The organism is Pseudomonas sp. 2957 (assembly GCF_031456345.1).
Taxonomy (GTDB): domain Bacteria; phylum Pseudomonadota; class Gammaproteobacteria; order Pseudomonadales; family Pseudomonadaceae; genus Aquipseudomonas; species Aquipseudomonas siliginis.
This window is the reverse complement of sequence record NZ_JAVDUL010000001.1, coordinates 244,400-269,576: the sequence shown is the minus strand read 5'-3', so window position 1 is coordinate 269,576 and position 25,177 is coordinate 244,400. Positions and strand designations below refer to the sequence as shown.

The 25,177-nt window shown below is 59.9% G+C and carries 31 protein-coding genes; 10 read left to right on the top strand and 21 right to left on the bottom strand.

Annotation, left to right across the window (positions count from 1 at the left end):
• Nucleotides 1-265: 265 nt before the first annotated feature.
• A complete protein-coding gene (locus J2Y39_RS01220; RefSeq protein WP_310214567.1) occupies nucleotides 266-580 on the top strand; it encodes a DUF3077 domain-containing protein in 315 nt (104 codons plus the stop codon).
• A 198-nt stretch (nucleotides 581-778) separates the two neighbouring features.
• On the opposite strand, the gene J2Y39_RS01215 is transcribed toward J2Y39_RS01220, so the two are convergent.
• Nucleotides 779-2,620 (bottom strand): potassium transporter Kup, encoded by a 1,842-nt coding sequence (locus tag J2Y39_RS01215; RefSeq protein WP_370695135.1) that lies wholly within the window; start codon nucleotides 2,618-2,620, stop codon nucleotides 779-781.
• A 349-nt stretch (nucleotides 2,621-2,969) separates the two neighbouring features.
• Between J2Y39_RS01215 and rimO the strand changes: the two genes are divergently transcribed.
• From rimO to tsaA, 6 genes are all read left to right on the top strand, one after another.
• Nucleotides 2,970-4,307, top strand: a complete 1,338-nt coding sequence (rimO, locus tag J2Y39_RS01210) for a 30S ribosomal protein S12 methylthiotransferase RimO (RefSeq protein WP_041478077.1) — start codon at nucleotides 2,970-2,972, stop codon at nucleotides 4,305-4,307.
• Between the two features lie 321 nt (nucleotides 4,308-4,628).
• Nucleotides 4,629-5,102 carry an acetyltransferase gene (locus J2Y39_RS01205; protein ID WP_310214563.1) on the top strand — a complete coding sequence of 158 codons (474 nt, stop codon included), beginning with the start codon at nucleotides 4,629-4,631 and terminating at the stop codon, nucleotides 5,100-5,102.
• A gap of 191 nt (nucleotides 5,103-5,293) precedes the next feature.
• The gene (locus tag J2Y39_RS01200) at nucleotides 5,294-6,004 is read left to right on the top strand and encodes an rRNA pseudouridine synthase (RefSeq protein WP_039762586.1); all 711 of its coding nucleotides are present in this window, start codon (nucleotides 5,294-5,296) and stop codon (nucleotides 6,002-6,004) included.
• Nucleotides 6,005-6,074: 70 nt separating this feature from the next.
• Nucleotides 6,075-6,545, top strand: coding sequence for a DUF1456 family protein (locus J2Y39_RS01195; RefSeq protein ID WP_056783315.1), 471 nt, complete (start codon nucleotides 6,075-6,077; stop codon nucleotides 6,543-6,545).
• A 129-nt stretch (nucleotides 6,546-6,674) separates the two neighbouring features.
• Nucleotides 6,675-7,445: an SDR family oxidoreductase gene (locus tag J2Y39_RS01190; protein WP_310214559.1), complete on the top strand. Its 771-nt coding sequence runs from the start codon at nucleotides 6,675-6,677 to the stop codon at nucleotides 7,443-7,445.
• Between the two features lie 182 nt (nucleotides 7,446-7,627).
• Nucleotides 7,628-8,326, top strand: a complete 699-nt coding sequence (gene tsaA, locus J2Y39_RS01185) for a tRNA (N6-threonylcarbamoyladenosine(37)-N6)-methyltransferase TrmO (RefSeq protein ID WP_252877591.1) — start codon at nucleotides 7,628-7,630, stop codon at nucleotides 8,324-8,326.
• A 173-nt stretch (nucleotides 8,327-8,499) separates the two neighbouring features.
• On the opposite strand, the gene fpr is transcribed toward tsaA, so the two are convergent.
• A complete protein-coding gene (gene fpr / locus J2Y39_RS01180) occupies nucleotides 8,500-9,279 on the bottom strand; it encodes a ferredoxin-NADP reductase (protein WP_007908723.1) in 780 nt (259 codons plus the stop codon).
• 132 nt (nucleotides 9,280-9,411) lie between these two features.
• Here fpr and J2Y39_RS01175 point away from each other — a divergent pair, with 132 nt between their 5' ends.
• A complete protein-coding gene (locus J2Y39_RS01175; RefSeq protein WP_024011881.1) occupies nucleotides 9,412-10,338 on the top strand; it encodes a LysR family transcriptional regulator in 927 nt (308 codons plus the stop codon).
• On the opposite strand, the gene J2Y39_RS01170 is transcribed toward J2Y39_RS01175, so the two are convergent.
• From J2Y39_RS01170 to J2Y39_RS01160, 3 genes are all read right to left on the bottom strand, one after another.
• On the bottom strand, nucleotides 10,335-10,697 hold the full coding sequence (locus J2Y39_RS01170) for a diacylglycerol kinase (RefSeq protein ID WP_016771411.1): 363 nt from the start codon (nucleotides 10,695-10,697) through the stop codon (nucleotides 10,335-10,337). The genes J2Y39_RS01175 and J2Y39_RS01170 overlap by 4 nt on opposite strands.
• A gap of 74 nt (nucleotides 10,698-10,771) precedes the next feature.
• Entirely contained in the window at nucleotides 10,772-11,422 is a 651-nt protein-coding gene (gene erdR / locus J2Y39_RS01165; RefSeq protein WP_016771412.1) for a response regulator transcription factor ErdR, read from the bottom strand.
• 223 nt (nucleotides 11,423-11,645) lie between these two features.
• Entirely contained in the window at nucleotides 11,646-12,392 is a 747-nt protein-coding gene (locus J2Y39_RS01160; protein ID WP_130930165.1) for a tRNA-uridine aminocarboxypropyltransferase, read from the bottom strand.
• A 189-nt stretch (nucleotides 12,393-12,581) separates the two neighbouring features.
• Here J2Y39_RS01160 and J2Y39_RS01155 point away from each other — a divergent pair, with 189 nt between their 5' ends.
• Nucleotides 12,582-13,007: a PA3611 family quorum-sensing-regulated virulence factor gene (locus J2Y39_RS01155; protein ID WP_007908738.1), complete on the top strand. Its 426-nt coding sequence runs from the start codon at nucleotides 12,582-12,584 to the stop codon at nucleotides 13,005-13,007.
• On the opposite strand, the gene J2Y39_RS01150 is transcribed toward J2Y39_RS01155, so the two are convergent.
• Entirely contained in the window at nucleotides 13,008-13,205 is a 198-nt protein-coding gene (locus J2Y39_RS01150; protein WP_016770569.1) for a hypothetical protein, read from the bottom strand. It abuts the gene before it with no gap.
• A 341-nt stretch (nucleotides 13,206-13,546) separates the two neighbouring features.
• On the opposite strand from J2Y39_RS01150, the gene J2Y39_RS01145 reads away from it, so the two are divergent.
• A complete protein-coding gene (locus J2Y39_RS01145; protein ID WP_310214546.1) occupies nucleotides 13,547-14,662 on the top strand; it encodes a TIGR00730 family Rossman fold protein in 1,116 nt (371 codons plus the stop codon).
• Nucleotides 14,663-14,721: 59 nt separating this feature from the next.
• Here J2Y39_RS01145 and recX read toward each other — a convergent pair whose 3' ends face one another.
• The 15 genes from recX to J2Y39_RS01070 form a co-directional block, all read right to left on the bottom strand.
• On the bottom strand, nucleotides 14,722-15,192 hold the full coding sequence (gene recX / locus J2Y39_RS01140; protein WP_041478085.1) for a recombination regulator RecX: 471 nt from the start codon (nucleotides 15,190-15,192) through the stop codon (nucleotides 14,722-14,724).
• Nucleotides 15,193-15,200: 8 nt separating this feature from the next.
• On the bottom strand, nucleotides 15,201-16,259 hold the full coding sequence (recA, locus tag J2Y39_RS01135) for a recombinase RecA (protein WP_024011876.1): 1,059 nt from the start codon (nucleotides 16,257-16,259) through the stop codon (nucleotides 15,201-15,203).
• 83 nt (nucleotides 16,260-16,342) lie between these two features.
• Nucleotides 16,343-16,843 (bottom strand): CinA family protein, encoded by a 501-nt coding sequence (locus tag J2Y39_RS01130; RefSeq protein ID WP_252887403.1) that lies wholly within the window; start codon nucleotides 16,841-16,843, stop codon nucleotides 16,343-16,345.
• Nucleotides 16,844-16,910: 67 nt separating this feature from the next.
• A complete protein-coding gene (locus tag J2Y39_RS01125; protein ID WP_310214541.1) occupies nucleotides 16,911-17,429 on the bottom strand; it encodes a lysis system i-spanin subunit Rz in 519 nt (172 codons plus the stop codon).
• The gene (locus J2Y39_RS01120) at nucleotides 17,408-17,974 is read right to left on the bottom strand and encodes a glycoside hydrolase family 19 protein (RefSeq protein ID WP_310214538.1); all 567 of its coding nucleotides are present in this window, start codon (nucleotides 17,972-17,974) and stop codon (nucleotides 17,408-17,410) included. Before J2Y39_RS01120 ends, J2Y39_RS01125 begins: the two co-directional genes overlap by 22 nt.
• 36 nt (nucleotides 17,975-18,010) lie before the next feature.
• Nucleotides 18,011-18,229: a hypothetical protein gene (locus J2Y39_RS01115; RefSeq protein ID WP_310214535.1), complete on the bottom strand. Its 219-nt coding sequence runs from the start codon at nucleotides 18,227-18,229 to the stop codon at nucleotides 18,011-18,013.
• Between the two features lie 11 nt (nucleotides 18,230-18,240).
• Nucleotides 18,241-19,443: a carbohydrate-binding protein CenC gene (locus J2Y39_RS01110; RefSeq protein ID WP_095180516.1), complete on the bottom strand. Its 1,203-nt coding sequence runs from the start codon at nucleotides 19,441-19,443 to the stop codon at nucleotides 18,241-18,243.
• Between the two features lie 17 nt (nucleotides 19,444-19,460).
• Nucleotides 19,461-19,907, bottom strand: coding sequence for a phage tail assembly chaperone (locus J2Y39_RS01105; RefSeq protein WP_095180515.1), 447 nt, complete (start codon nucleotides 19,905-19,907; stop codon nucleotides 19,461-19,463).
• Entirely contained in the window at nucleotides 19,908-20,801 is an 894-nt protein-coding gene (locus tag J2Y39_RS01100) for a phage tail protein (RefSeq protein ID WP_150636353.1), read from the bottom strand.
• Nucleotides 20,802-20,925: 124 nt separating this feature from the next.
• Nucleotides 20,926-21,441, bottom strand: coding sequence for a phage tail protein (locus tag J2Y39_RS01095; protein ID WP_252868887.1), 516 nt, complete (start codon nucleotides 21,439-21,441; stop codon nucleotides 20,926-20,928).
• The gene (locus J2Y39_RS01090) at nucleotides 21,438-22,595 is read right to left on the bottom strand and encodes a phage tail protein (protein WP_310214530.1); all 1,158 of its coding nucleotides are present in this window, start codon (nucleotides 22,593-22,595) and stop codon (nucleotides 21,438-21,440) included. The genes J2Y39_RS01095 and J2Y39_RS01090 overlap by 4 nt, the downstream gene beginning before the upstream one ends.
• A gap of 13 nt (nucleotides 22,596-22,608) precedes the next feature.
• On the bottom strand, nucleotides 22,609-23,208 hold the full coding sequence (locus tag J2Y39_RS01085) for a YmfQ family protein (protein WP_041478090.1): 600 nt from the start codon (nucleotides 23,206-23,208) through the stop codon (nucleotides 22,609-22,611).
• Nucleotides 23,196-24,242 (bottom strand): baseplate J/gp47 family protein, encoded by a 1,047-nt coding sequence (locus J2Y39_RS01080; RefSeq protein WP_310214528.1) that lies wholly within the window; start codon nucleotides 24,240-24,242, stop codon nucleotides 23,196-23,198. The genes J2Y39_RS01085 and J2Y39_RS01080 overlap by 13 nt, the downstream gene beginning before the upstream one ends.
• The gene (locus J2Y39_RS01075; RefSeq protein ID WP_016771422.1) at nucleotides 24,232-24,630 is read right to left on the bottom strand and encodes a phage GP46 family protein; all 399 of its coding nucleotides are present in this window, start codon (nucleotides 24,628-24,630) and stop codon (nucleotides 24,232-24,234) included. Before J2Y39_RS01075 ends, J2Y39_RS01080 begins: the two co-directional genes overlap by 11 nt.
• Nucleotides 24,630-25,139 (bottom strand): phage baseplate assembly protein V, encoded by a 510-nt coding sequence (locus J2Y39_RS01070; protein WP_056783277.1) that lies wholly within the window; start codon nucleotides 25,137-25,139, stop codon nucleotides 24,630-24,632. The genes J2Y39_RS01075 and J2Y39_RS01070 overlap by 1 nt, the downstream gene beginning before the upstream one ends.
• Between the last annotated feature and the right edge of the window lie 38 nt (nucleotides 25,140-25,177).

The window sequence follows — 25,177 nt, the reverse complement described above, 5'->3', positions numbered from 1 at the left end:
TGCGCTGTTTTTCGACGGGATACTCTCCGGACGTCGCTGACCCATTCAGCGATCGGGCTTGGTAACCCGGTGGAATAAGGCGCAACAGCGCACCCGACACGACTCAGGCGAAATCCCGTCCGAGCCCCTGTGTTATGGCAGCTGTGTGTGGGACGCTTTCGAGCGTGCCGGTTTCCTTGGTTCCCCGGTTTACCAACCTGCGCACAGCTGCCACCCATTCGCTTGGTATCGGATGCGGCAGCTCTCGAAATCAAGGGAACTGACAATGAGCAATCCATCTGATCTTAAAACCATCGGCTTCACCCCTTTCCTCTACAACGCGGATCAAGCGTTCTTCAACGTCCGCTCCGGCATCCCGATCATCGATGCCTTGTCCCAATCCTCCGACCTGCTATCCCTCGCCAAATCCTTCGCCGAGGACGCTGCCTTCATCAAAGACACCGACCACCATGCCTGGGCCGCGCATTACCTGACCGTGATGGGCAAAGCCTTGGTTGATGACGTGATCCAAGCGCTGATCCCACGACCTGCGCGGACGAAGACTGAATCTGAAGCTGATCTGTCTGAACGCACCTCTTGATTCAACCCAATACCCTGTGGGAGCGAGCCTGCTCGCGAATGCGGTGGTTCAGCCACCACATGCTTCGACTGACACTACGCCTTCGCGAGCAGGCTCGCTCCCACAGGGAATCAGCGGTGGTTTGAGGGATTGGGCACAGGCACAAAAAAGCCCCCGCCAACCACAAGGCTGACAGGGGCTTTTCAGTTGAGGTCAGGCTTACATCTCCACCTGCGTCCCCAACTCAATCACCCGGTTCAACGGCAAATTAAAGAACCGCAAATTGCCATTGGCATTCTTCAACATGAACGCAAACAACGCCTCACGCCAACGCGCCATGCCTTCCAGCTTCGAAGCAATCACCGTCTCGCGGCTGAGGAAGTAGGTGGTACGCATCGGACTGAAGTCCAGATCATCCAGATGACACAGCTTCAGCGCTTGCGGCACGTCTGGCTCGTCGGTGAAACCGAAGTGCAGGATCACCCGGAAGAAACCCTCTCCGTGCGCTTCGACCTCGAAGCGCCGCGATGGAGGTACGCGCGGGATGTCTTCGTAGACCACCGTCAGCAACACCACTTGCTCATGCAACACCTGGTTATGCAGCAGGTTGTGCAACAGCGCATGGGGCACGGCGTCGGAGCGGGCGGTGAGAAACACGGCGGTGCCCTGCACGCGATGCGGCGGTTGCACGCGGATGCTGCTGATGAAGATCGGCAGCGGCAGCGCGCCTTCGTCGAGGCGTTCGACCAGCAGCTGTTTGCCGCGCTTCCAAGTGGTCATCAGCACGAACAGCGCGATACCGGCGATCACCGGGAAAGCGCCGCCCTGGACGATCTTCGGTACGTTGGCAGCGAAATACAGACCATCCACCAACAGGAAGCCGATCAACACCGGCACCGCAAGGATCGGTGGCCATTTCCACAGCAGCAACATCACGGCGGACACCAGAATGGTAGTCATCAGCATGGTGCCGGTCACTGCGACGCCGTAGGCCGAGGCCAGTGCGCCGGACGATTCGAAGCCCAGCACCAACAGCACCACACCGACCATCAGCGCCCAGTTCACCGCACCGATGTAGATCTGGCCTTGTTCGTCGCTGGAGGTGTGCTGGATGTACATGCGCGGGATGTAACCGAGCTGGATCGCCTGACGGGTCAGGGAGAACGCGCCGGAAATCACCGCTTGCGAAGCGATCACCGTGGCCAGGGTCGACAGGCCGACCAGCGGAATCAGCGCCCAGCTCGGCGCCAGCAGATAAAACGGGTTACGCGCGGCTTCCGGGTTTTCCAGCAGCAGTGCGCCCTGGCCGAAGTAGTTGAGCACCAGCGCCGGCAGCACCAGCAGGAACCAGGCGCGGGCGATCGGCTTGCGGCCGAAGTGGCCCATGTCGGCGTACAGCGCTTCCGCGCCGGTCAGCGCCAGCACCACGGCGCCGAGGATCGCTACGCCCATGCCTGGGTGCACGACGAAAAAATTCACCGCCCACATCGGGTTAAGCGCATGCAGCACTTCCGGCGTGTGGCTGATGCCGTACACACCGAGCGCGCCGAGGACGAGGAACCAGGTGACCATGATCGGCCCGAACAGAATGCCGATCCGCGCGGTACCGTGGCGCTGGATCAGAAACAGCGCGACCAGCACCACCAGCGACAGCGGCACCACCCAGTGATCAATGCCGTCAAACGCCAGGCCAAGGCCTTCGATCGCCGACAGCACCGAAATGGCCGGGGTGATCATGCTGTCGCCATAGAACAGCGCCGCGCCGATCAGCCCGCACACCACCAACAGCGTGCGCAGGCGCTTGCGCCCCGCCGCTGCCCGCCGAGCCAGTGCGGTCAGGGCCATGATGCCGCCCTCGCCCTGGTTGTCGGCGCGCAGGACGAACATCATGTACTTGATCGATACCACCCAGATCAGCGACCAGAAGATCAACGACAGAATGCCCAGCACGCCGTCGTGATTGACCGGCACGCCGTAACCGCCGGAAAACACTTCCTTGAGGGTGTACAACGGGCTCGTACCGATGTCGCCATAAACCACCCCGACCGCCGCGACCAGCATGCTCAGCGGTCTGCTTGCCGAACCCTCGGCGCCCGCCGCATGACTACTTGCCTGACCCATCCAACACTCCTGATCTCGATACCGGCTTCTTTGAAGGAAGCACTATGCTTTGAGTTGCAGCATGCGCTGTTTTACCTGTTGTTACAGACCAATGATTGACTGCAAGAAATCGGCAAAGCTCAACGGCGCGAAGCATAGCGCAGCACTCGTCGTATTTCCCCGTATAAAGCTGGTCAAGTGCGTTGCCCGCCGCTAGAATTGCGCACTTTTTGATCAGAGGCGCGCCCTAAGCGCCCATCCGTCGGCTTGCCCATCAAGCAAGCGACGTCACAAAACACCGAGGTTAGACATGTCCACCACTCCTGCGCCGGCCAATCCAAAGGTTGGCTTTGTATCTCTGGGTTGCCCGAAAGCACTGGTCGACTCCGAGCGCATCCTGACCCAGCTGCGCATGGAAGGCTATGACGTGGTGTCCACCTATCAGGACGCCGACGTCGTGGTGGTCAACACCTGCGGTTTCATCGATTCGGCCAAGGCTGAGTCGCTGGAAGTGATCGGCGAAGCGATCAAGGAAAACGGCAAGGTCATCGTTACCGGCTGCATGGGCGTGGAAGAAGGCAACATCCGCAACGTGCACCCGAGCGTGCTGGCCGTGACCGGTCCGCAGCAGTACGAGCAAGTGGTCAACGCCGTGCACGAAGTGGTGCCGCCGCGTCAGGATCACAACCCGCTGATCGACCTGGTGCCGCCGCAAGGCATCAAACTGACCCCGCGCCACTACGCGTACCTGAAGATTTCCGAAGGCTGCAACCACAGCTGCTCGTTCTGCATCATCCCGTCGATGCGCGGCAAACTGGTCAGCCGTCCGGTTGGTGATGTGCTCGACGAGGCGCAGCGCCTGGTCAAATCCGGAGTCAAAGAGCTGCTGGTGATCTCGCAAGACACCAGCGCCTACGGCGTCGACGTGAAATACCGCACCGGCTTCTGGAACGGCGCGCCGGTGAAAACCCGCATGACCGAACTGTGCGAAGCGCTGAGCACGCTGGGCGTCTGGGTGCGCTTGCACTACGTTTATCCGTACCCGCACGTCGACGAGCTGATCCCGCTGATGGCCGCCGGCAAGATCCTGCCGTACCTGGACATCCCGTTCCAGCACGCCAGCCCGAAAGTCCTGAAGTCGATGAAACGCCCGGCGTTCGAAGACAAGACCCTGGCACGCATCAAGAACTGGCGCGAAATCTGCCCGGACCTGATCATCCGTTCGACCTTCATCGTCGGCTTCCCGGGCGAAACCGAAGAAGACTTCCAGTACCTGCTCAACTGGCTGACCGAAGCCCAGCTCGACCGCGTCGGCTGCTTCCAGTACTCGCCGGTGGATGGCGCACCGGCCAACGATCTGGATCTGGAAGTGGTCCCGGACGACGTCAAGCAGGATCGTTGGGAGCGCTTCATGGCGCACCAGCAGGCGATCAGCTCGGCACGCCTGCAGATGCGCATTGGTCGTGAGATTGAAGTGCTGGTGGATGAGGTGGACGAGCAAGGCGCGGTCGGCCGTTGCTTCTTCGACGCCCCGGAAATCGATGGTAACGTGTTTATCGACAACGGCAGCAACCTGAAGCCGGGCGACAAGGTCTGGTGCAAGGTGACTGACGCTGACGAATATGATCTGTGGGCTGAGCAGATCTGATCTGAAGATCAAAAGCCCCTCACCCCAGCCCTCTCCCAGAGGGAGAGGGAGCTGACCGTGTTGTTCTTTCTAGGTACATCGACCTGAGCTATCCGGTCGAACTCAGGTTTGAAAAGCACGAAGTTCAGCTCCCTTCCCCCTCGCCCCCTCTGGGGGAGAGGGTTGGGGTGAGGGGGAGAGATCTTGCTGGCGACAGAAATAGCCAGCCAGACACCGCAACAAATCCAAAAAGCCCCGCTCTTTTCCGAGATACGGGGCTTTTTTGCGGCTATCGTTTAGCGGGGGACGGACTCCCTTGAACCGCACAAGAGGCACACGCACATGCGTCAGCATTCGGTCATCCACACACCGAAACTCAGCGATTACCAGGAACTGACCCGGGTCTGGGAGGCCTCGGTTCGCGCGACACATGATTTTCTGCCGGACAGCTATATCGAGCTGCTGCGCAATCTGGTGCTCACCCGCTATCTCGACGCGGTAATGCTGATCTGCACCAAGGACCGCCAGCAGCGCATCACCGGGTTTGCCGGTGTGGCGGCGGGCAAGATTGAAATGCTGTTCATCGATCCCGACCATCGTGGTCAAGGCTTGGGCAAGCAGTTGCTGCGCTATGCGATCGAACGGCTCAACGCCGATGAACTCGACGTCAATGAGCAGAACCCGCAAGCCTTGGGATTTTATGAAAAGCAGGGATTTGAAGTGATCGGCCGCTCCGAGGTCGATGGCATGGGCCAGCCGTATCCGCTGCTGCATATGCGCTTGCGGCAGTCCCAACAGCGCTCAGGCAACGGCTGACACACTATGAAACCCATGTGGGAGCGAGCCTGCTCGCGAATGCGGTGTACCAGTCACTGCAAACATTGACTGGCAGAACGCCTTCGCGAGCAGGCTCGCTCCCACATTGAATACAGCGCCTGCAAATGGAACCGGGCTTAACCGCTTCCACACAGGTACAATGCCCACCCCTTTTTTGTTACGGCCCCGTCATGACTGACCCGATCCGCCTCTCCAAACGCCTCATCGAACTGGTCGGTTGCTCCCGCCGGGAGGCCGAGCTGTTCATCGAGGGCGGCTGGGTCACCGTGGACGGCGAAGTCATCGATGAGCCGCAATTCAAGGTCGGCGAGCAAAAGGTCGAGCTCGACAAGGACGCCAAGGCCACCGCGCCGGAGCCGGTGACCATCCTGCTTAACGCGCCCGCCGGCATGGATGTCGACAGCGCCATGCAATCGCTCAGCGCCGAAACCCTCAGCGAAGAGCATCGCTACGGCAAGCGTCCGTTGCGCGGGCATTTCCTGCGCCTGACCGCCAGCGCCGACCTGCAGCCCAAGGCCAGCGGCCTGCTGGTGTTCACCCAGGACTGGAAAATCCTGCGCAAACTCACCGCCGACGCTGCGAAGATCGAGCAGGAATACATCGTCGAAGTCGAAGGTGAGATGGCTGCCCACGGCCTCAATCGCCTGCAGCATGGCCTGACGCACAAGGGCAAGGAGCTGCCGCCGGTCAAGGCCAGCTGGCAGAACGAAAACCGCCTGCGCTTTGCCATGAAAAACCCGCAGCCGGGAATCATCGCGCAGTTCTGCGAAGCGGTCGGCCTGAAGGTCATCGGCATCCGCCGCATCCGCATCGGCGGCGTCTCGATCGGCAAGGTCCCGCTCGGTCAGTGGCGCTACCTGTCCGGCAAAGAGAAGTTCTAGAACTTCCACTGCCGCCACACATTTCGGCAGTGCTTACGAGCGCTGCCCACAACGCATCAGGAATACCGACATGGTTCATAACGACGTACTGCGCAGCGTGCGCTACATGCTCGACATCAGCGACAAGAAAGTTGTCGAGATCATCAAACTGGGCGGCATGGACGTCACGCTCGCCGATGTCATCACCTGGCTCGACAAGAAAGAAGAAGACGAAGAAGGCTTCGTACGCTGCCCGGACGAAGTCATCGCGCACTTCCTCGACGGCTTGGTGATCTTCAAGCGCGGCAAGGACGAAAGCCGTCCGCCACAGCCGATCGAAGTGCCGGTGACCAACAACATCATCCTGAAAAAACTGCGTGTGGCCTTCGAACTGAAAGAAGACGACATGCACGCGATCCTCAAAGCCGCCGAGTTTCCGGTGTCCAAGCCCGAACTGAGCGCGCTGTTCCGCAAGGTCGGCCACACCAACTACCGTCCGTGTGGCGACCAGTTGCTGCGTAACTTCCTCAAGGGTCTGACCCTGCGCGTTCGCCCGGCCTGATGCCCTTCTGCGGTGGCGACTGATGGTCGCCACCGCAGCGCATGACCGTTCATTCCCTTCGAAAATAGTGGCTCCGTTTTTTGCGGCTGGCGACTAGGGTGTATTGACCCCTAGCCCTCAGGACTCGCCATGCATCCCTACTTCTCCCTGCAAGGCCGCACCGCTCTGGTGACCGGCGGCACCCGTGGTATCGGCAAAATGATCGCCAAGGCCTTTGTCGAGGCTGACGCCCGAGTGTTCGTCTGCTCCCGCGACGCCGAAGCCTGTCATCAAACGGCGCAAGAACTCAGTGCCTTCGGCACTTGCCACGGCGTGGCGGCGAATCTGGCCACTGAAGAAGGCGTGCAGGAACTGGCCGCGCGCCTGGGTGAGCAGATCACTCATCTGGACATTCTGGTGAACAATGCCGGCACCACGTGGGGCGCGCCGCTGGAGAGCTATCCGGTCAAGGGCTGGGAAAAGGTCATGCAGCTCAACGTGACGTCGGTGTTCAGTTGCATCCAGCAGTTTCTGCCGTTACTGCGCAAGGCTGGTTCGGCGGCGAATCCGGCGCGGATCATCAATATCGGTTCGGTGGCGGGGATTTCTTCGTTTGGCGAGCAGGCATATGCCTATGGGCCGAGCAAGGCCGCTCTGCATCAGTTGTCGCGCATTCTGGCGCGAGAACTGGTGAGCCAGCACATCAACGTCAACGTGATTGCGCCGGGTCGCTTTCCGAGCAAGATGACCCAGCATATTGGTAATGATGAACAGGCATTGGCTGAGGATACTGCGCTGATTCCGATGAAGCGCTGGGGGCGTGAGGAAGAGATGGCGGCGCTGGCGATCAGCCTGGCGAGTACGGCGGGGGTTTATATGACCGGGAATATCATTCCTCTTGATGGTGGGTTCAGCCTCTGACATCGGCGGTGTGACTATCGCTGGCAAGCCAGCTCCCACAGGGTTCTTGGGTGTTTGAACAATCCGGGTTCACTCAAAAACCTGTGGGAGCTGGCTTGCCAGCGATGGCGTCCGCCCTGTCACCACCAGACTTGAAGCGAGCCGGGTTATCATGCCCGCCCTACCCGCTTCGATCCCAGACCATGACTTACAGCGTCTCCCCCATCGGCTTCGTGCGCTCCTGCTTCAAGGAGAAGTTCGCCATCCCCCGCCAGCCACAACTGGCCCCGGCCGCCCGTGGCGTGCTGGAACTGGTCGCGCCGTTCGACCAGGGTGACGCCGTGCAGGGGCTGGAGCAGGTCAGCCATGTGTGGCTGTTGTTTCTGTTCCACCAAGCCCTGGAAGACAAACCGCGACTGAAAGTGCGCCCGCCACGCCTGGGCGGCAACAAGTCGATGGGCGTGTTCGCCACCCGCGCCACGCACCGGCCGAACGGCATTGGCCAGTCGGTGGTGAAGCTGGACAGGGTCGAAGGTAATCGGCTGTTTATCTCCGGGATCGATCTGCTCGACGGCACGCCGGTGCTGGATATCAAACCGTATGTGCCGTATGCCGACATCATCCCTGGGGCAACCAATGACATCGCCAGCGCGGCGCCGCAGTTGATCGACGTCCAGTGGGTGGAGTCAGCCTTGAAACAAGCGCACACCCACGCTCAGCGGCTTGAAGAGCCATTGGTTGAGTTGATCGAGCAGTGCCTGGCGCAGGATCCGCGTCCGGCGTATCAGACACCGGCGCCGGAACGTGAATATGGTGCGCAGTTCTGGGATCTGGACGTGCGCTGGCATTACCCGACGCCCGAACAGATCCGCGTGCTGGAAGTCATCCCGGCCAAGGCATAAAACCCGCAAACGAAAAAGCCCGCGCTGCCTTCTCAGGCAACGCGGGCTTTTACTGTCACACCCAAAAACCAACTGTGGGAGCGAGCCTGCTCGCGAAGGCGTCGTGTCAGTCAACATCAATCTTAATGACAGACTGCTTTCGCGAGCGGGCTCGCTCCCACAGGTATCGCAGGTTATTTTTCGACGAACGCACGCTCGATCAGGTAATCACCCGGCTCGCGCATCCGCGCCGAGATTTTCAGGCCGAAGCTGTCGAGCACTTCGCTGGTCTCGTCGAGCATGCTTGGGCTGCCGCAGATCATTGCGCGGTCGTCCTGCGGGTTGATGGGTGGCAGGCCGATATCGCTGAACAGCTTGCCGCTGCGCATCAGGTCGGTCAGGCGGCCCTGATTCTCGAACGGCTCGCGGGTCACGGTCGGGTAGTAGATCAACTTGTCACGCAGCGCTTCGCCGAAGAACTCGTTCTGCGGCAGGTGCTCGGTGATGAATTCGCGGTAAGCGACTTCGTTGACGTAACGCACACCGTGAACCAGGATCACTTTCTCAAAGCGCTCGTAGGTTTCAGGGTCCTGAATCACGCTCATGAACGGCGCCAGACCGGTGCCGGTGCTGAGCAGGTACAGGTGCTTGCCCGGGTTCAGGTCATCAAGAACCAGCGTGCCGGTAGGCTTCTTCGAGATGATGATCTCGTCGCCTTCCTTCAAGTGCTGCAGCTGGGAGGTCAGCGGACCGTCCTGCACTTTGATGCTGAAGAACTCGAGATGCTCTTCCCAGTTCGGGCTGGCGATCGAGTAAGCGCGCATAAGCGGGCGGCCATTGGGCTGTTGCAGGCCGATCATCACGAACTGACCGTTCTCGAAGCGCAGACCCGGATCGCGGGTGCACTTGAAGCTGAACAGAGTGTCGTTCCAGTGATGAACACTGAGGACACGCTCGTGGTTCATGTTGCTCATGTACGTTTGACTCCTGGAGATTGGTCTGCGCGGCTCAATGAGGCTTAACGTGCGCAATTGCATCGCATTCTAATAGCGACGACAATATCTGTTAACTGGATTATTAAGATAAGGGTTATCGGTTATATCGATATGCGATTTACTCTCCGTCAACTGCAAGTCTTCGTCGCCGTCGCCCAGCAGGAAAGCGTATCCCGTGCTGCGGGTCTGCTCAACCTCTCGCAATCGGCGGCCAGCACTTCGATCACCGAGCTCGAGCGCCAGTCCAGCTGCCAGCTGTTCGACCGCGCCGGCAAACGCCTGAGCCTCAACGCCCTCGGCAAACAACTGTTGCCGCAAGCGGTGGCCCTGCTCGACCAGGCCAAGGAAATCGAAGACCTGCTCAATGGCAAATCCGGTTTCGGCTCTCTATCAGTGGGGGCGACGCTGACCATAGGCAACTATCTGGCCACCCTGCTGATCGGCAGCTTCATGCAGCGCCACCCGGAAAGTCAGGTCAAGCTGCACGTACAGAACACTGCCAATATCGTGCAGCAGGTCGCCCACTACGAAATTGATCTGGGTCTAATCGAAGGCGATTGCAGCCACCCGGACATCGAAGTGCAGAGTTGGGTCGAGGATGAGCTGGTGGTGTTTTGCGCGCCGCAGCATCCGTTGGCCAAACGCGGCAGTGCGACTATGGAAGAGCTGACCCATGAGGCGTGGATTCTGCGGGAACAGGGTTCCGGCACGCGGCTGACCTTCGACCAAGCCATGCGTCACCATCGCAGCGCGCTGAACATTCGTCTCGAGCTGGAACACACCGAAGCGATCAAGCGCGCAGTGGAATCAGGGCTGGGGATTGGCTGCATTTCGCGGCTGGCGCTGCGCGATGCCTTCCGGCGCGGCAGTCTGGTGCCGGTGGAGACGCCGGATCTGGATCTGGCCCGGCAGTTCTATTTCATCTGGCACAAACAGAAGTACCAGACTTCAGCAATGCGCGAGTTTCTCGAGCTGTGCCGCGCTTTCACCGCCGGGGTGCAGCGCAGCGACGAGATCGTCTTGCCGACCATTGCTTAAAGCAGAATCACCGCCCACACCAGTCCGATCATGCTCAGCGCCACGAACTGCGCGGCGCTGCCCATGTCCTTGGCGTTCTTCGACAGCGGGTGCAATTCCAGCGAGATGCGGTCAATGGCCGCTTCCACCGCCGAATTGAGCAGCTCGACAATCAGCGCCAGCAAGCAAACCGCGATCAACACCGCCTGCTCGACCCGGCTGACATTGAGGAAGAACGTCAGCGGAATCAGCACCACGTTGAGCAGCACCAATTGACGGAACGCCGCTTCGCCGGTGAAGGCAGCGCGCAGGCCATCGAGCGAATAGCCGGACGCGTTGAGGATGCGTTTCAGGCCGGTCTGGCCCTTGAAAGGTGACATAAGAAAGAAACCAGCCAAAAAGGTGTGGGGAAGCTAGATCAACGAAAGTCAAAAAAGCGTGAAACCGCCAGCCATCACTGGCTCGGAATTGACTCAAGTTGTTGCAGCAGTAAAGCCGCTTGCGTGCGAGTGCGCACGTTCAATTTGCGAAAGATCGCCGTGACGTGGGCCTTGATGGTCGCTTCCGACACGCTCAGCTCATAAGCGATCTGCTTGTTCAGCAGACCTTCGCAGACCATGGTCAGCACCCGGAACTGTTGCGGCGTCAGGCTGGCGAGGCCATCACTGGCAGCTTTCGCCTCATCCGACACGCTGACTGCTTCGAACGCTTGCGGCGGCCAAAACACGTCGCCATCGAGCACCTTGCGCACCGCTTCCTGAATCACGCTCAGATCGCTGGACTTGGGAATGAAACCACTGGCGCCGAATTCGCGGGATTTGACCATCACCGAGGCTTCTTCCTGAGCAGAGACCATCACCACCGGAATCTGCGGATACTGCCCGCGCAGCAGCACCAGCCCGGAAAAACCGTAGGCGCCGGGCATGTTCAGATCCAGCAGGACCAGATCCCAGTCAGCCTTTTCGGTCAGGCGCGCTTCCAGTTCGGCGATGCTCGCCACTTCCACCAGTCGCACGTCCGGGCCAAGGCCCAGCGTCACCGCTTGGTGCAGGGCGCTGCGAAACAGGGGGTGATCATCGGCAATCAGGATGTCGTATGTGGCCATTTTTCAAATGATCCTGTTTTTGATGGCAGACGCGGTAGATTCCGGCCTGGCCAAAGCAACTCGAGACAGCGCTTGGAAGCGATATCCACAGGGGCACGTTCAACGCCAATCAACAGCAAACACGGCGTCTCAAACCTTGGCCGCACCCTAATCGGCGCCAAGCATGCCCAGCGCAGCCGAGGTGGTCAAGCAAGATGGCCAGCGCTGTCGACAGTATGGGCCACTATCGGGCCAACGCCGGCTGCGGCTTTCGTATATAGGGCAACAGCTCGGCGTGAGCGGGCGTTGATTCATTCATGTCCAGTTGCTGCTTGGCACCGAGGTAATGCTGGCTGAACACATCGAAATAGGCGTCCAGCGCCGAAGCGGCAGCGCTGTCACCGGCCAGCTCCAGGCACAACGCCGCAACTTCAGCGGTGCACAGGTGCTCGCTGCGGGTCGAACGGCGCAAGCGATAGCGCGAGAGTTTGTCGGGCAGCAGGCTGAGGATTGGCAAGCGGTCGAAATACGGACTCTTGCGAAAGATCTTGCGCGCCTCGGTCCAGGTCGCATCGAGCAAAATGAACAGCGGGCGCTTGCTGCTATCGACTGTCACCGTGTTGGTCACCCGCGACGGTTCGACATACTCACCCGGAAACACCAGGTACGGCTGCCATTGCGGATCGTTGAGCAGTGCAAGCATCTGCGGGTCGGGCTCGGTGCGTGACCAGATGAACGCATGGTTGTCGCGCACCACATCGGCAATCAGCCAACCGGTGTTGCTTGGCTTGAACACTTCCTTGCCGGTCATGATCAGGCACACGCCGGAACGGGTGTCGACGCTTGGCCGCCACGCGCACAGGCAATGACTGATGATGACCCGGCAATCGCGGCAACGCTCGGAGCGAAAGCCGCGCGCCTGAATCGGCTTGATACCTTCGTCCTCACGCTGATCGCGCAGGCGGGCCACGGCGTTGGGGGCATGGTTCATCGCAGGCAACACCGGCAGACAGGGAAACTCGACACGAACGACACTCGGCAGGGCAATAAAGGCCGGCAGTTTACCAGAGCGACGGCCACAAGCCTGTACCGTCCAGACCGGCTCCCCTATAATTCGCCGCCACTGAACGCACCGCCCCGTGACGGGTCGAACCACCAGTCACCGAATCAGGAGAGTTTCATGCTGCGCCTTATCGTTCCCACCGCTGCCATTCTGCTGGCGTCGTCCTTTACCGCTCAGGCTGCGTCCCTGAGTGAGCAGAATCTGAACAGAGAGCTGCGCAACGTCGCCGCCCAAAGCAGCGTCGGCACGCCACGGGCGATCAATGAAGACATTCTTGATCAAGGCTACACCGTCGAAGGCACGCAGCTGATCAACCATCTGAGCGTGCAAAAGAGCCACGCCGACAAGATGCGCGCCGATCCCAAGGCTGTGTATTTCCAGTTGGGCGCGTCGGTGTGCAACAACCCGTCGTACCGCAAGCTGATGGCCAAGGGCGCGATCATGCGTTACGACTTCACCGAAGTGAAAACCAACAAAGCGATCGGCTCGGCCAGTTACCAGGAATCCGATTGCCCGAAAGCCGCGCCAGCGAAGAAGAAGTAATCAGCGCGAAGCCTTGGCGCGCCGCTGCTCATCCTCGGCGCGCAATTCCGCCACTAGCGCCTGCAGATAGCGCGACCGACGCTCGCCGCCGGCCAATCGTCGGCAGCACTCTTCTTCGAGACTCAATTGATGCGTCTCGGCCGACTCCTGCAACATTCGATACAGCTGCGTATCGATCTCCAGAACCACTCTGACCATGCATCCCGCCTCCTTGCCACCCACGAATCCTTGAATTGCCTGGCCTTGCGCAAGCGCAAGGTTGTCTTGCGACGTCTGTATTTGAGTAAATCAGAGTGATGGCCCTTTGCGATACGTTCAGACGAGCGGCGGGGCTTTGGCGCAAATCAGTAAGCGGTTGCCAGACAAAACGTTACAGCGCACTGTTCAAGTCAGCGCGAATGCGTGCGAGGGTCTAGATTGAGAGTATTCCCGATCATTCGTTAACGGCAGAAATGGAACTGCCGGCCCGGTGTGTTTTTGCAGTGCGACCCGGACGCTGGTTGTCCGGGCTACCCGCCCTGTACAGAAGGAGACGTTGAATGCCTTATCAACCGAATGACCTCTTGAGCCGTCATTTTCAGGAAAGCGGCGACCTCATCAGTCAGGTCGAAGCCCAACTTAACCGTGTTTCCACCGACAGCCCGAACATTCCCATCTACCGCGACATGATCCTCACCGTGCTGCGCATGGCTCAGGAAGACCACAACCGCTGGAACGCCAAGATCACCCTGCAAGCCCTGCGTGAACTGGAGCAGGCGTTCCGCGTGCTCGAACAATTCAAGGGCCGGCGCAAAGTTACCGTTTTCGGTTCGGCACGCACGCCGGTGGAACATCCGCTATACGCGATGGCCCGCGAACTCGGCGCGGCGCTGACGCGTGCAGAGATGATGGTCATCACCGGCGCCGGCGGCGGCATCATGGCCGCCGCCCACGAAGGAGCCGGACGTGACCACAGTTTGGGTTTCAACATCACCCTGCCCTTCGAACAACACGCCAACCCCACCGTCGACGGCACCGATAATCTGTTGCCATTCCACTTTTTCTTCACCCGAAAACTGTTCTTCGTCAAAGAGGCCGATGCGCTGGTGCTGTGCCCAGGCGGGTTTGGCACCCTTGATGAAGCGCTGGAAGTGCTGACGCTGATTCAGACCGGCAAAAGCCCTTTGGTGCCGGTGGTGTTGCTGGATGTTCCGGGCGGTACCTTCTGGCAAGGTGCGCTGGACTTCATTCGCAATCAGCTGGAAGAAAACCGCTATATCCTGCCGACCGATATGAAGCTGATGCGACTGGTCTACAGCGTTGAAGAAGCGGTGGAAGAGATCAATCAGTTCTACAGCAACTTCCACTCCAGCCGCTGGCTCAAGCGGCAATTTGTGATTCGCATGAACCACAAGCTCAGCGACCAGGCACTGGCGCGGATGCAGGAAGAGTTTGCTGATCTGTGCCTGAGCGACCAGTTCCACCAACATGCCTACAGCGGCGAAGAACACGACGATGCGCAGTTCAGCCACCTGACGCGGCTGGCGTTTGCCTTCAATGGCCGTACCCATGGTCGTCTGAGAGAGTTGGTGGACTTCATCAACCTGCCGGAAAACCGGGCCGATTCAAAATCGCCCACAGCACAACACTCACGCGAGCCTTTCAACGTAATTTGAAGGCAAAAAAAAGGCCCGCTATTTTCTAAAAAATAGCGGGCCTTTTTTGTTGAATCGGTCTAATCGTCCATCCCTCGACCGCTGAACAAGCGGTTGATCATCTCCATCGAGAACCCACGATACGCCAGAAACCGGCCTTGTCTGGCCCGCTCTTTCGCATCAATCGGTAGATGCCCGGAGAATTTGCGTTGCCACGTATCCTGAAGCTGCGCCTGCCAATTGATACCACTTTCGCGCAGGGCGATTTCGATATCGGTACGTTGCAAACCCCGCTGGCTGAGCTCCTCGCGAATTCGCAGGGGGCCATAGCCAGAACGGGCACGGTAGGAGACAAAACTTTCAAGGTAACGGGCTTCGGAAAGCAGCCCCTCTTCCGTCAAACGGTCGAGGGCTGTTTCGATCAGCTCCGCCTCGGCGCCGCGCTGACGCAGTTTACGCGTCAACTCGACTCGACCATGCTCGCGACGTGCGAGCAGGTCCATGGCGGTTCGCCGCACCGCGACGAGGGTATCCAGTACGGCGGTGGTCATCGCTGGTATCAGAGATCAGCATCGGCCAGGTCGTCTTCGGTCTCTTTGACCGCCGAGGCCTTGGAATCCGCGATCACCGCTGGCGACAGCAGCTTGTCACGCAGCTGCTTCTCGAGCTTCGCGGCGATTTCCGGGTTGTCCGCCAGGAACTTGGCCGAGTTGGCCTTGCCCTGACCGATCTTGGTGCCTTCGTAGGCGTACCAGGCGCCGGACTTCTCGACGAAACCGTGCAGCACACCCAGGTCGATCATCTCGCCGTTGAGGTAGATGCCTTTGCCGTAAAGAATCTGGAACTCGGCCTGACGGAACGGCGAAGCCACCTTGTTCTTCACAACCTTGACGCGGGTTTCGCTGCCGACCACTTCGTCGCCTTCCTTCACCGCGCCGGTACGGCGGATGTCGAGACGAACCGAAGCGTAGAACTTCAACGCGTTACCACCGGTGGTGGTTTCCGGGCTGCCGAACATCACGCCGATTTTCATACGGATCTGGTTGATGAAGATGACCAGGCAGTTGGCGTTCTTGATGTTACCGGTGATTTTACGCAGCGCCTGAGACATCAGACGTGCTTGCAGGCCGACGTGCATGTCGCCCATTTCACCTTCGATTTCAGCCTTCGGCACCAGTGCGGCCACGGAGTCGACGATGATCACGTCAACGGCGTTGGAGCGCACCAGCATGTCGGTGATTTCCAGGGCCTGTTCGCCGGTGTCCGGCTGGGAAACCAGCAGGTCGTCAACGTTGACGCCCAGCTTGCCGGCGTACTCTGGATCGAGCGCGTGCTCGGCGTCGACGAATGCGCAGGTCGCGCCGGCTTTTTGCGCCTGGGCGATCACGGACAAGGTCAGTGTGGTTTTACCGGAGGATTCAGGACCGTAGATTTCAACAATACGGCCTTTTGGCAGACCGCCGATGCCGAGTGCGATGTCCAGACCCAGAGAGCCAGTAGAGATGGCCGGGATCGCCTGACGGTCCTGATCGCCCATACGCATTACGGCACCCTTGCCGAATTGACGTTCGATCTGACCCAGGGCCGCAGCCAAGGCTTTCTTCTTGTTGTCGTCCATTAAAGTCCTCACGTAATCAATAAGGCCTGACGGCCAACACCTGTATAAGTAGCCAGTATTATTCCACAGCGTTCGAAGATCGCCTACCCCTGATTTTCGATTTCTCGTGCCGCTAGTCGCACAAGCCCCTCTAGCGCGGCCTTCACCGTTTGTCGGCGGACTTCATCACGGCCGCCGGGGAAGTGCTGAACCTCACTGTAAACCTCGTCGCCCACACCCCATGCCAGCCACACTGTGCCCACCGGTTTGTTCGGCGTGCCACCGTCGGGGCCGGCGACACCGCTGACCGCCACGGCAAAATGCGCCAGGCTGTGATGCTGCGCACCACGCACCATGGCCTCGACCACCTCGCGACTGACCGCCCCTACCGTTTCGAACAAATCAGCCGGCACATCCAGCTGCCGGGTTTTCTGCCGATTGGAATACGTCACGTACCCCGCTTCAAACCAGGCCGAACTGCCCGGAATCCGCGTAATCGCTTCGGCGATACCGCCACCGGTACAGGACTCGGCGGTAGTGACATGAGCATTGAGCACTTGCAGACGTCGGCCCAGTTCTGCGGCCAGTTGGGTGGTCTCTTTCACGGCGAGCTCCGGATCGTGTGGAATGCCTCCACCGTACACGAGCCGGACGCGCTTTCAATACACAGAATCATTCAAGATGTTCGGGCGCCAGCGCTCTGACATAGGCCTGACAGGCCTGCAACGCAATCAATCCACGGTCGCCGGTGTCGGTGATGGCGATAATTCGTTGAGCATGCGCCGGGTCAAGTCGGGCGCGTACGGTTGCAGAATCCACGCCGCTGGTGCCGGCGGCGGCTGGCATCGCACAGCCGTGGGCAACGTCGCCGGCGTCGAGAAGGACTGACAGCCGCACATCGGCAGTAGCAAGGCGATCGCGCAAGCGATCCTGATCACGTTGGGCATCGCTCAGCGCTCGATAATGGGTTTGCTCACTGGCCGCGAGCCGCTGCTCCAGTGCCAGGCGTCTATCCTGCTCGGCCTGTTGCGCGGTGGCGGCGGTCTGCGTCAGTTGATTGAGGGTTTCGGCGTTTAACCGCGCCTGCTCGGCCAATTGCCGCCCGTAGCGCCAGTCCTGAAACTGCCATGCCGCTGCAAACGCCCCGGTCACCAGCAGCAACAGACCCATCACGCGCCAGGAGCCGGACATAGCACCGCCCTCGCCCGCGCCCAAATCTCGAGGCGATCCTGCAAGCCGTTCAACCCGCCGTTGATCCGGCGGGTGATGGTGTTGAACTGGTCCGCGTCGGCCAGTTCATTCAAGCCCTTCTGCCCCCAGAACCACGCCGCCGATTCGGCCGCCCATTGCGGTTGCTCGAGCAATTCGGGCAACGACAAAAGACGCTCATCGCCAAACAAGCCGAGACTGCACTGACGATAATTTGCCCGGCCGGTGATCTGAATCAGTCCACGCCCGCGATACTTTTGCCCGTCGCCGTCGGCTTCCGGAGTATTGCCCAGACGCAGCGCCAGCGTGCCGGTGTCGTATTTGCTCAGGTACTGGTTGTTGCCCAGTTCGCGCACGTAACGCAATTGGCCCGACTCGTGACCGACCTGTGCCAGAAAAGCCGCGATACGTTTTGGCGTATCGATGCGCTGCCTGGCCATCGCGGTGTTGAGTGGCGAAACAAAAACGCCCGCTTGGGAGCGGGCGTTGGGCATGATGTCGATAAGGTGTTTTTCAGTTAATTGCATGATGCTTGATCCTCCCTGGATGTTGCCCCGATTGAATCACGGCTGGCGGCTGATGCTTGCCAGCCATTTATTTGCCAGAGTTTTCAGGGTGCCGGTTGCAACAGTTTCAGCGAGTACCCCATCCGCCGGTAGCACCTGCCCGCCCGAGAGCTGCCACTGCTGGAACTCTAGCCAGTCGCGATTGTTGGAGTCCTGTGGAATAAATGCACAGTCAGCCAGGCGCAACACGCCGCAAGCGCTTAGTTGATAAGCCATGAGTGTCGCTCCTAGATTTCAGCGTCCGCTGTCCATTCCAGTTGTAAAGTCTGCCCCGGTGCGCTGCCGACTGGCGTGACAGTGGCAAAAGAAATACTACGATCCGTTACGCCTTGAAGTAGCGTGCCGGTGCAAGCTTTGCTGATCGTTTGATTCCAGACCTGATTACTGCTGTCTGCCGGGCTATAGGCAGTGACAGTCGGTTGAACCCTTTTCTGAACCAGAAAGCCGATCGTCATCCCGTATTGGCCGATATTTCCTGCCGGGACCTGAGTAAACGTCGAGATACACGTATTGGTGCCATTATTGGCTTTGACCGGCAACCCGGAAGCAAATGACTTTTCGTAATAGCGCTGACATAACGCCAGCTCCTGCGCTAAGGGACGAAGCTCAAAGGGAGTGGACACAGGCCCCTCCTCCAATTGGATCTGTGTCAGATCGACCGTTTGCAGAACGTTGAGAGGCAGATCGAACGCCAATGTCAGACAGTCGCCGCTGCCTTGCATTTTCCCCGCAATGGCGGGCACCTGAAACGTTGCGGTGTAGCGCGTCCACACTGTGTTCAGTTGAAACGTATCAATCAGTTTCCCAACGGCTGCCGATCCACCTACTCCGAATTGCTGCGCAATCGTTATTTGCAAAGGCCGCACGGCATCGGATCGAGCCCAAAACGTCAGCGTTGCCGTTTTTCCGGCGAGCGTTCTGACCGACTCTATATTCTGGGAGATTTTGTGAACGGTAGCTCCCGCCCCTGCGGACGTTTGCTGCCAGCGCAGGAAACAGGCCGGTTCATCAGAGACCTCGCCTTGCCCGAGCGCAAAATTTTGCCGCGTGATGCTCACTCCGGCGTTTCCGTTCCAGTCACAACGGAAACGATCAGCCACGTACCCGCCGACATTTGGCGCCTGATTGCTCGCACCACGCTGCCAGATTCTGAAATCGCCATTGATCAACAGATTCTTGCGATAGACCTGCACCGGAAACGCTTGCAGCGGATCAGGTCTGGACAACTCTCGAATGGCTTGAGCCAATTGATGGGTCTGATTTTCATCAGGTGTCAGGCCAGCGGCCGTGATTGCATTGAGTATTTCCTCGGTAACACTGTTCCCCCAACTCGCCGGGATCAGTGACCCCGGCGTCCCTGCAATCGGGTCTTCGTCGACAAACCTGCCGTTTTCCAGACCTGAGCCCGGAATGCTTTTCGGATAATCCATATCACGTCCCTAATGATTTAAAGCGCAGCAGGCAGCCAGCTCGGTGCCACCGGCCTATGCGCGCTGGACGGGAAGAATGAGCCTTGCGGCCACTCGCGCAACGCCCGTCGATAAGTTTGCAGTTCGGCATATTGTTCAGTGGTCAATGTTGTGCCGCCGCCGTCCTCCAGTTCATCACGGTCGCGTGCGACCAGGCCGTCAGTGGCGGCAAGCTGGGCGTTGCGCCAGGTGCGCTCGAAGCCTGCGGCCGCCTCTGCCGAAGGAGGCGGTGGATCGACCAGGACCGGATAACCGCTTTCAGCATGCACGCCAATAACTTTCGCGGTGACCGACAGTTGCTGCAGCAGCGAGATCCAATAGGCTTGGGGAATTTCGATGACATCGTCAGGAATGTCCGACGAATTGATACCCGGTACATACACGCCTCGCGTACCGGCGCTGAAAAGCACGTTGGTAGTATTCATTCAATAACCCTTGGCAAAATAAAACACGGTCCAGCCAGCGCCAGGCTGGTTGACCGCGTTGCGCACTTTCAAGCGAACGCCTTGCTTGGTGGCGGTGCCTCCGACAACAATCACGATGGCCGCTTCGCCACCGGCATGGTTGGCGACACATGAGAAAAAACCATTCGGGAAGGAAACCGGGAAATTGACCCACATTTCACCGTTGGCATCCGTAATGCCGGTCCCCCATTGATCTATGTTCCCACTGGCGTGCTTCTGATACCCGGGGTTAGCCGTCAACCCTGAAAACAGTGCGGCATATTTGAGACTCGCGGTGCCGTGGACTGCCCAGACTCCGTTTTCCCTGACGACGGTGGCGCTCTCACCACTGTTCATGACAATCGAGGTCAGTTCAGCTCCTTGCGGGCTTATTTTCGCAATGCCTGTACAGGCAATAGTGACCGGGGCGTTGCTACGGCAATGCAGCGTGAACGTTGCGCCATTGGGAACTGACTTGATTTCTGGCAAAGACACGGTATAGGCCGAGTTTCCGCCCAGGCCAATCGCCCATCCCACATCCGCAAGAGAAAGTTGCGCCGTGGCTGCGATGTCACGAGACCCTGCGTGATTGCCCAGTGCACGCTGCACGAACTCGGCCGTAGCCACTGAACGGCTGAAATCGAATTGCGCCGGGGTTTTGAAGAGCTGCGAGCTACGTAGCGCGTCGAGCATTTGTGTATTTGAAGTCTCGGTCGGTGTCATTCCTGCGGCCCGCACAACGCCGAGAATTTCCTGCGTCACGCCGTTGCCCCAACTCGCGGGAATCAACGAGCCGGGTGTGCCCGCGAGCGCGTCCTCATCAACAAACATGCCATTGACCAAGCCTGCGCTTGGCACACTGATTGGATAATCCATTGTCTTTTTCCTTAACGATGACTTCGATCCTTGCGGTCGCGCGGGGCGCCACAGGCCAAATGATGTACAAACTAAACAAGCCCATATCGCGTGGCGTCGGTGACGTAGAAGTGGACCTTGTTGCCTAGCTGGATATACCGTTGATCAGGGCACGAATCCCGATCAACGCATCGTCTGCGGCGCCACGCGCCAAATCGACCTTGCCCTTGCCCGCCTGTGCGCGAATCTGCGCCTTGGCCTTCAGGCGCAAAGTGCGTAGCGTGAGCAAATGCTCAGTCAACTGCTCCGCCTTACTCAGAATCTGCTCCGCCGCCTGTTTGGCCGTGCGGCCTTTCGCGACCCACGCGGCGACTGAAAGCGGCACTTCCTTTTTCGGGTATCCGGCATCGCTGAAAGCCTGAGCGTCCGCGGCTGCCTGTGCGTACTCCATGGCCTTGAGTGGATCACCAGCCATTGCGTTGCGAGCGTTGTCGGCGGCGGCGTCGACTTTGGCGCAAAGGCGTTCGGCTTCCTGCAGATCCAGTGCAATCTTCCTGTCTGCATTGAAAACCCAGTTCTGCCCATCCCACTCGTGCGCAGCCGACGGTTGCGGCAGGCGCAACTCACCGTCGCACTGATGAAGTTCCTGAATGACGATCATCGAATAAGCTCCCACGAGAATTGCACGTTCACCGCGTCGGAAAAGTTGATGGCAATTCCTACGCTGTAATCAGTGATTGGATGGGTTTTGATACCCATGCTCAGCAATAGCTCATCGCTGTCGGCATTCGATTGGCCCAGGTTGTGTTCGGCCTGATAGCACTGCCACAGCGAGCGCAAATTGGCATGGTCGAAACTCGCGGCCAACGTCGAAACCGTGACGTCATTGACGATGTTGTTGGTGAACAGTACGCACGGTGAAACCGTTGCCGGGTTCCACCCTCCCGGGTTGTTCGAACTGCCTGTCAGTATCGGAGACAGAAAGCAGTAGTTGCCTCCAGCCCAACCGGTGGACGGAAAGGCGACTGAGGTGACCGCCGTGGACGATGGTGTTGGGTTACCGGCGACCAATCGCGCCGCACGCGCATGCGGGTCGAGCGGTAAAAATATTGCGCCGGTGCCGTTTACCGTTTGCGTCCAGGTCAAACGTGCGCGGTTGTATAGGGTCCGCACGACCGGCACCGAACCTGGTGCACCGGTTATTACCCATGCCAGGCACATGTCCAGAGGCGTGGACTGAAAACCGCCGCCGGCAGCGCCGTTGACCATTCCTTTGAGCGAGTCAGGCACGACGTCATGAATGCCACCGCGTTGGGTGTAGAACGTGAGTACCCCGGCGATAACTTGCGCTCGCAGAAAGTAATGGCTGCTGGGCAGCAAGTCGGCGCTGCTCCACGCCGTCGTCACGAAGGTGCGCGCACGCCCGAGTTGGCCGGCCACTACTTCCTGGCCAAGGCTAATAAAGGTTCCCGCTGCGATCGAAACCCGGCCACCACTGGTTGAGGCCGCAGCCGGACTGACCGGCAGACGTGCATCGGCGGTGGCAACTGTAGGCAAAGGCAAAGCAGCCAGCGGCAGCGCCAAATCCTGGTTCCAGCCCTTGGCCGTCACCGATTGAATCGCCTGCAACAACTGATCGTATTTCTTCTCGTCCGGCGTCAGGTCCGCCGCCTTGATCACGTTAAGAATTTCCTGGGTAACTCCGTTACCCCAATCCGCCGGAATCAACGATCCCGGCGTCCCCGTCATAGGGTTCTCATCAACAAACTTCCCATTCACCAAGCCGGCACTGGGCACACTCTTCGGATAATCCATCCCTCATCCCTCCCTAGTCATAATTGATGTGCACCTTGGTATGCGCCGGCGCGCTGCGGTGGATCAGACATTCCAGCGCCGAGCCCGGGTTGACGCCGAAGCGCTCGCCCCAGTAGCTCGCGCCGTAACGGCGGCCGAGCAGCAGGCGGCCGCCGGTGTTGAGCGTCCACATGAACTGTGCTTCCCAAGTGCCCCAATGCGCCGAGCCGAAGCGGGCGCGGCCCATGCGTGGGGCTTCGTGTTCGGTGATGCTGGCGTTGGGGTAACCCTGGCTTTTGGCGATGTCGAGGTAGTAGCCGACAGCCTGGCTGCCGACCGCGAGCAAGCGGCGGCGTACGGCGAGGCGGCGGTCGTCGAACAGTGGCGTGGCGCCCAGGCACGGGTCGGGCAGGTTCATCACCCGCTCCCAGTCCGGCACCAGTTCGCTGACGCCGGCCGGGTCCATTTCGTTGAGCAGATCGGCGGCGCGCGCATCCAGACGGGCCAGTTCGACGGCGACGCCTTGCAACACTTCTTCGAGTTCCGGCACGCGTTCCGGATCCCATGCGGGGCCGCTAGGCAGCAAGGCGCGCAACTGCGCCTGGTATTGCGCGGCGGTTCTTATGCCCCCCATACGCAGCCTCCGAAGGTGAGCAGTTCGCTCTGCCCGGCCGGCACGTCAGCGGCTGGAGCAGTGAGCGTGTGATCGTATTCGCCGCCGGCGCTGCTGATCGCTTCGCGGATATGGCTGATCAGCAACGGCACGCCGAGGTCAGCCTCGCGGTTGTGCAGATCGCGCAGCTGCGCTTCAACGGCGGCGCGCACCGCGGTGGTGTCCGGATTGACGCTCTTGAAGCGATACACTACCGGCACTTGCACCGGTCGCTGCACGTGCACTTCCGCGGTCACCGGACGCAGCGGTTCGATGTACTCCTGAACCTCCGCCAACTGCTCATCGTTCGGCACCGGTTGCGGGTCTTCATCACGCATGATGAACACCGTCACCGTGCCCGGCCCGAGCAGGCCGCCCCGGCACCACGCCCGCGTCACACCCGGCACTTCCAGCGCCCAGGTTTCGTAGTCGCTGGCCGCGCCACTATGGGGAATCACGCGGTAGGAACGGATGACCCGCGAGCGCAGCGATTCGAGGCTTTCCCGCGCCACACCGCCGCTGAGGCCCGGCGCCAGCACCACGAAGCTGTTACCGACAATCCCGGCAATCGGCTGCACCTGGGTCAGCGTCAAACCCGCATCAGCGTTGCCCAGACTGCCGGCCTCCAGCGCCGCAATCGTGGTGCTGTTGCTGCCATTGACCGTGGTGCGCGCCGTGGTGACTTTGTAGGTGCGGCCATCGTTCGCTTGCAGCAGAGTGTCGACGTCGAGCACGGCGCCGGGAGTGGCGGTAAAACTGACGCTGCCGGTAGCCACTTGCGCGGCTTTGCGCGGTTGATTCAGGCGCAGCGCGGCGATGCGTTCCAGGGTTGACTCATCGGCTTTGTCGGGCAGGATCTGCTCGGCAATCCAGTCGAGATAACCGTACAAGCCATAAGCGGCGCCGCCGAGGGTGCGGGCGAGCACTTGCGCATCGGACTGGCGCAGCGAATCGCCAGCCAGGTCGCTTTGGGTGCGCTTGATCAGCACCGGCAGCGAAGGGGTTTCAAACGGCATAGATCACCTGCCAACTGTTATCGGGGTTGATGTCCAGACGTTCGCCGTCGGCCAGCGTGAGGACCGTGCGCAGGTTCAGGCGCTGGGCATCGAGGCGTTCGCTGATGATGTCGATGGCGCTGCAGTGGCCGTCGTCGAGCAGCCATTGCAGGGCTTCGCGGGCATAGAACTCGGCGTCCATCTGCGTCTGCCGGGTCAGCTTGACCCGGCGCAGCAGCCACAGCCGCGAGCCGATGCGATCGTCGGCAACCGTGGGAAAACTGTCGCCCCACCAGCCGAAGCGTTCTTCGTCATCGAGGGCGTCGTCATCAGCGGCGCGACGCCAGGTGAACAGACTGATGAGCACGGCGCGGGTCAGCGCGGCGTGGAGGTTCTGGCTGATGAACATCACTGGCCTCCTGCCGGCGCGCCGGTCTGACCGTTGCCGGCCTGCACGCCAACATGCACGTGTTTGATCTGGCTGATGCCGCCAGCCAGTTGATCACCGGTGGAAACGATCTTGCCGGTCTGGTTTATCACCGGCGTGTCGAAGTTCACCGCGCTGCTGGCGCGGATGTTCAGCGTGGCGGTTTCGATGTCGATGATCCGCCCGCGCTTGAAATGAATTTTGTCGCCCTCGTCGGTGTAGATCGCCACTTCACCGGCAGCGAGCGCTTGCAGGCGATAGCGACGGTCGGCGATGACCAGGGCGATGGCGTGGGAACGGTCGCCGCCGATGAAGGTGACGACCCCTTCAGCGCCAGCCAACGGATGGCTGGTGAAACCGTAGGGTTCGAAGTGTTCGAGGTCGTCGTTGACTTCACCGGCGGTGAGGCGCATTTGCAGCGATTGCAGCTTGGTTGCCGAATTGGCGAGCACGACAGTGCCGCGCGCCAGCAGGCGTGTCAGTAGGCTCATGGGGTGTCCTTGAAAAGAGTCGCCCGAATGGGATCAGT